The 5433-nt window shown below is 63.8% G+C and carries 6 protein-coding genes and 1 pseudogene; 3 read left to right on the top strand and 4 right to left on the bottom strand.

Annotated features, from left to right (window positions below):
- Nucleotides 1-401 precede the first annotated feature (401 nt).
- Complete coding sequence (locus tag AABA86_RS33200) at nucleotides 402-1820, bottom strand: M20 family metallopeptidase (RefSeq protein WP_212247248.1); 1419 nt, start codon at nucleotides 1818-1820, stop codon at nucleotides 402-404.
- A gap of 376 nt (nucleotides 1821-2196) precedes the next feature.
- On the opposite strand from AABA86_RS33200, the pseudogene AABA86_RS33195 reads away from it, so the two are divergent.
- Together AABA86_RS33195 and AABA86_RS33190 are read left to right on the top strand one after the other, a co-directional pair.
- A pseudogene (locus AABA86_RS33195) lies at nucleotides 2197-2735 on the top strand (S1C family serine protease); the annotation flags it as partial.
- A 22-nt stretch (nucleotides 2736-2757) separates the two neighbouring features.
- The gene (locus AABA86_RS33190; RefSeq protein WP_212247250.1) at nucleotides 2758-3843 is read left to right on the top strand and encodes a carboxylesterase family protein; all 1086 of its coding nucleotides are present in this window, start codon (nucleotides 2758-2760) and stop codon (nucleotides 3841-3843) included.
- On the opposite strand, the gene AABA86_RS33185 is transcribed toward AABA86_RS33190, so the two are convergent.
- Nucleotides 3835-4491, bottom strand: coding sequence for a nucleotidyl transferase AbiEii/AbiGii toxin family protein (locus AABA86_RS33185; protein ID WP_338309749.1), 657 nt, complete (start codon nucleotides 4489-4491; stop codon nucleotides 3835-3837). The two genes, AABA86_RS33190 and AABA86_RS33185, sit on opposite strands and share 9 nt — an antisense overlap.
- Complete coding sequence (locus tag AABA86_RS33180; protein WP_212247252.1) at nucleotides 4475-4789, bottom strand: hypothetical protein; 315 nt, start codon at nucleotides 4787-4789, stop codon at nucleotides 4475-4477. The genes AABA86_RS33185 and AABA86_RS33180 overlap by 17 nt, the downstream gene beginning before the upstream one ends.
- 143 nt (nucleotides 4790-4932) lie before the next feature.
- Here AABA86_RS33180 and AABA86_RS33175 point away from each other — a divergent pair, with 143 nt between their 5' ends.
- The gene (locus tag AABA86_RS33175) at nucleotides 4933-5139 is read left to right on the top strand and encodes a hypothetical protein (RefSeq protein ID WP_338309748.1); all 207 of its coding nucleotides are present in this window, start codon (nucleotides 4933-4935) and stop codon (nucleotides 5137-5139) included.
- 79 nt (nucleotides 5140-5218) lie between these two features.
- Here AABA86_RS33175 and AABA86_RS33170 read toward each other — a convergent pair.
- Nucleotides 5219-5433: DsbA family protein (locus tag AABA86_RS33170; RefSeq protein ID WP_338309747.1), on the bottom strand; the 215-nt coding region annotated here is incomplete at its 5' end.

Below are 5433 nucleotides of genomic sequence, written 5' to 3'. Positions count from 1 at the left end.
GCGACGCCGCCGAGCGCGAGGATCTGATTGGCCAGGGGTGCGGTGAGACCGACGGCAGCCAGACGCTGGATGAAGGCGCGGCGATCCATCCGCCCATCCTTCACTTTGCCGATCATCGAACGCAGTTCTTTATCCAGCATGGTTGTCCCCCGTCTGGTTCCCATAGTGATGAGGACGGCCGTGAAAGCTGGCCGCCCAATTGGCTGGCAGTAGATGGCACACCGAATGGGGGGCGCGTCAACTGGGACCGTGTGTATGCAAACGGTCTTCTGGCTGTCTGTTGGGCAAAACCGTGTTCTGCAGCCCATCCGTTCGGCAATCCAGCATCAAAACATGCTGGATTGCACGCTGCACTGCGGAAAATTTGTTCGCAGGATCAGACGAAGTGTGGAGACGAAATTCTACGCGACGGACATGTCGAGCGGCGGATCGACGTGGTCCGGCAGCGGGCAGACATACGGCGTCTTGACCGTCCGCTTCTTCAGGTCCGCCTTGGCCGACTTGATCAGTTCCGGATCGGTCAGCGCCTTGATGCCGAGACCGGCCATCGCCTTGGCGGCCTGCACCATGGCCTTGTGGGCATGCGGGCTCTTGCCCTGCGCCACCACCTGCCAGGTGTGGAACGGCGTGCCGATTGCAACCGTGGGGGCGTGAACCTGCACGGTCGGCACCACCCAGCTGACGTCGCCGACGTCGGTCGAGCCGACCAGCGGATTGCGCTTGGCATCGAGCGGCACCAGGAAGTCGGCCAGCGGCCGATCGGTCTGCTCCATGCCAATCGCGTAATAGACCGATGCGATATCCTTGTCGCTCAACGTCGCGCGGATCTGGCTGGCAAAACCCTTGTCAGCATCGTCGAAATGCGGCGGTCCGAGCTCTTCCATGACCCGGTGCAGCGCCTGCTCCAGCGGGGTGTTCGGCAGGATGTTGGAGACCGCGGAGATGATCTTCATCTCGACCTTGGTCTCGGTCATCAGCGCCGCGCCCTCGGCGATCTTGCTCACGCGTCCGACCAGCTCGTTCATGCCGGGAAGGTCACGGGCGCGGATCGAATAGCGCACCCGCGCATGGGCCTGGACCACGTTGGGCGCGATGCCGCCGGTGTCGAGCAGCGCGTAATGCACCCGCGCATCGCTCGGCATGTGCTCGCGCATGTAGTTCACGCCGACATTCATCAACTCCACCGCATCGAGCGCGGAACGGCCGAGATGCGGCGAGGCCGCGGCATGCGAGGTGCGGCCGGTGAAGATGAAATCCGCGCGCGTGTTGGCGAGCGACGGCGTCACCGCAACCTCCCAGAAGCTGTGCGGATGCCAGGTGATGGCGATGTCGGCGTCCTCGAACGCGCCGGAGCGCACCATGAAGGCCTTTGCCGCGCCGCCTTCTTCAGCCGGGCAGCCATAATAGCGCACGCGACCGGGCACCTTGTTTTCGGAAAGCCAGTCCTTCACCGCGGTCGCGGCGAGCAGCGCGGCGGAACCGAGCAGATTGTGACCACAGCCATGGCCGTGCCCGCCGGTCTCGACTGGACGATGCTCGGCGACACCCGCTTCCTGGCTGAGACCGGGCAGCGCGTCATATTCGCCCATGAAGGCGATGACCGGCCCGCCCTCGCCCCACTCGCCCATCACCGCGGTCGGAATGCCGGCGACGTTCTCGGTGATGCGGAAACCCTGATGACGCAGCTCGAGGAGATGCTCGGCGGCGGACCGCGCCTCGGTGTAGCACACCTCGGGCATGCCCCAGACCTTGTCGCTGAGGTCGATGAAACGCGCCTTGATCGTGTCGATGCCACGCCAGATGTCGCTGCGGTTGTCCATGCTTCGATCCGTGATCCCTTGGTCAAACGAAGCGGCAATGGTTAGCAGCTTCATGGTACAGCGCCTAGCACCTCGCCGGACACCAGCCATGCGGCGCATGCCGGATTGAGGGACACCGCTCGTGCACGGGGTGTTTCCGTGCCTTTCAAAGATTTCACGCGGCGTTCCCACGAATAGTTGGGAACGAGGCTTTCAAGACGGCCTGCCCCGGCCTAAATTATGCGTGCTTCGCGCGTCGCTCTGCAGCAATCTCGGAGCAATGCACTCAGCCAGGAGAACTCCATGCCCGCTTTGACCGAATGGAGAGTGCCGCCGGCCAATCAGCCGCGTGCGAGCGACTACAGTTTCGATCTCGACCGCGCGCTCGNNNNACCGCGTCGTGGTCGGCGGCGCCGGCGGACGCACGCGCTCGGTCGCCAGCCAGATCGTGGCCAAGCAGGAATTCGCCGGCTATTGGGAATATCTGCTGGACGAAGCCGTCTTCACCTATCCCGCACATCCGAACTGGGGCGGCACTGCGCTGCTCAACGAGCGCGGCGAGCTGATCGGCATCGGCTCGCTTCAGCTGGAGCGCGAACGCGACGGCAAGGCCGAGCACGTCAACATGGTCGTGCCGATCGACCTCTTGAAGCCGATCCTGGGCGATCTGCGCAAATTCGGTCGCGTCAACAAGCCGGCGCGGCCCTGGCTCGGACTCTACTCGACCGACATCGACAACCGCGTGGTCGTGATCGGGATCTCTCCCAACGGTCCTGCCGCGCGGGCCGAGCTCAAGACCGACGACATCATCCTCGCCNNCTCGGCGCCGCCGGCGTCGACGTGCCACTGACCGTGTACCACCAAGGCGTCACCTTCGACGTCACGGTGACCTCCACCGATCGCTTCAAGCTCTTGAAGGCGCCGAAGCTGCATTGATCCCACGCTGAGGGAAGCCGCGATGAGCGAGGCCGTGATCGACGACATCGTGGCCGTGCTGCCGCCGCTGCTCAATGCGCTGGAAGCGCTTGGATTTTTTCAACGCCATCTGCATCCGCCGGCCTTCGCTTCCGTGATGAACGCGATCGGCGCACCGGATGAGGCGCTGCAAACGGCACACGGGGCTATTGGAGAGTGGCCGGAGCAATTCGCTGGCCTCCGCGATCGGCTCGATCGCGCCTGCGGCGAGACCCTTGCCGCCTTTGCCGGGATCCGCGAGGTCGAGCGCGGCAATGGCGATCTCGTCGCCGTCTTCCGCGCGCTGCGCCACCTGCCGCGCGCGCAGGAGGCGCTTTATCCGCTGTCGCTGCAATTTCCCCCCGTCAGCAGTTTCTTTCTCGACACCGCCAATCGCGACAATGCGGGTCTGTTGTCGCGGCTCGAAGGCAGCGCGAGCGAAGATGCCGGCATCTTCCACGATCACAACGAACCCGGCAGCCGCGGTGGCTTCTCGGTCTACGTGCCCGAGTACTATACGCCCGAGCGCGCCATGCCGCTGGTGATGGCGCTGCATGGCGGCAGCGGCAACGGACGCGGTTTCCTGTGGAGCTGGCTGCGCGACGCCCGCAGCCTCGGCGCGATCCTGGTGGCGCCAACCGCGACCGGTCCGACCTGGGCGCTGATGGGCGATGACGCCGATACGCCCAATCTCATGCGCATCCTCGAAACCGTGCGCAGCCGCTGGACCGTCGATGCCTCGCGCATGCTGCTGACCGGCATGAGCGACGGCGGCACCTTCAGCTACGTCACCGGCCTCGACGGTGCCTCGCCCTTCACCCATCTGGCGCCGGTCTCGGCAACCTTCCATCCGCTGATGGCGGAGATGGCGGACGCCGCGCGCCTGCAGGGGCTGCCGATCTTCATCACCCACGGCAAGCTCGACTGGATGTTTCCGGTGCAGACCGCGCGCCAGACCCAGGCAACGCTCGCAGCGGCCGGCGCTGATGTCACCTATCGCGAGATCGACGATCTTAGCCACACCTACCCGCGCGAGATCAACGCGGAGCTGGTGCAGTGGCTGAATGGCGAACAGACGCGATCATACTAAACCCTGTCTCAGCGGCACGTCCGGTAACGCCCCCACCCGGTCCCGGGCTTCACACAGAATCCGGCGATCGGCAGCATTCAGACCGCGGAGATCCCCATCTTCGAAGAAGCCTATCGCGCGCAGCACCTGTGCAGGCTCCCCGCCGAACATTTCTCTGAATGCCGCGAGGCCGCGCGGCAGTGACATGCCGGCAGAGATCATCTCCGCGATGTCCCGATAGTCCTTTGCCTCGGCACGGTCGAGAATCGCCTTGAGTTTGGTCGCCAGCAGGTCCTCGAGCGACGCCACGAACATCGTACCATCAGTCGTCTGCAGCGGATCGTTGGCGCGACCGAACCCGATACCTCCGAAGAAAGAGACCTTCACTGAACCCGAGGGCATATTGGCGGAGACGACCAACGTATTGGGCGCATCCTGAAGAATAGCGGCGCCACTGCTAAAACCGAACTGCTTACGAACCGCCTCCTTATCCAGCGGAGCCGAACGAAAGAAATCGAAATCCAGCGATTCTCGATGCCCCAGTTGAAGCGCAACAGCCGTTCCGCCGTAGAGGACAAATTGAAGGTCCTGCGAAGGAGCAAGTAAGGGCCAGATTTCGCGTTGAGCGGCAGGCAGGATCGACAGTCTTGGTTCAAAGGCTCGCGACATCGAATGCCCTTCGGGGCGCCGTTTCCGGCAGCGCTTCACCCGTCGCAAATGACAGCCGCCCGCGCCAGAATTCCCAGGAGCGATCGCTGAACCAGCCGGGTTCGGCGCGTCGCATGATGTCTACGAGATGCGGCCGCCCCAGCGCCGCCTCCAATTTGAGAATGTCGTCGTACGTTCCGAGGTTCATGATTTGCGCAACGACACGATCCTCGCAGAAAGGCAATCCGTCAACCGGTCGCCACCAGAGATATCTGCGGCCGAGCTCGTCGATCAGGCTTTGGGCGGCGTTGTCAGACATTGCTGCGAGTATAGCGGATCCACCCGCTCTAATCCACGGCCATAGGGCCGCTCCGGTCCAACCCCGGCTCTCGATAGGGCGTGGACATGGTGGGAACTCTCTTTGTCGATGCACGTTATTGCTGGCCCACCGGAGGTTCTCAAATGCAGACTTTTTTCGGGATGATCCTTGGCGCGCTGCTGCTTGCCGGCGGCGTGTATGTCTATGACTCCATGCAGACCTCATCCGTCGCCAATGGCGAGGTCGCGATCACCAATCGCACCATCGTGAACTGGGACGTCGCGAAGGCCGACTGGAACGCGCTGCGCGATCGCGCGCACAAGGACTGGGTCCGGATCTCGTCGAAGTAACAACGCCCATCGTGAACAAGGCGCCGTCGCGAGCTCCGCGGCGGCGCCTTTGTGTTGGCTACGACCGACGCTGCGCGCCTCAGTTCATCTTGGCCTTGCGGGCATCGGCGATGACCTGCTCGAACTCGGTCATGCTGAGCACGCCGGGGACGCGGTACTTGCCGACGATGAAGGACGGGGTGCCGCTGAAACCGAAGGCTTCGGCCTGCTCATTGTTGCGCTTGAGCAGGGCGTCGATGTCGCTGCCATGGCCGGCAAGATCGCGCTTCAGGCGGTCCATGTCGACGCCGGCGG

It is taken from the genome of Bradyrhizobium sp. TM233 (assembly GCF_036247965.1).
Taxonomy (GTDB): Bacteria; Pseudomonadota; Alphaproteobacteria; order Rhizobiales; family Xanthobacteraceae; genus Bradyrhizobium; species Bradyrhizobium ottawaense.
This window is presented reverse-complemented; position numbering and strand designations above follow the sequence as displayed.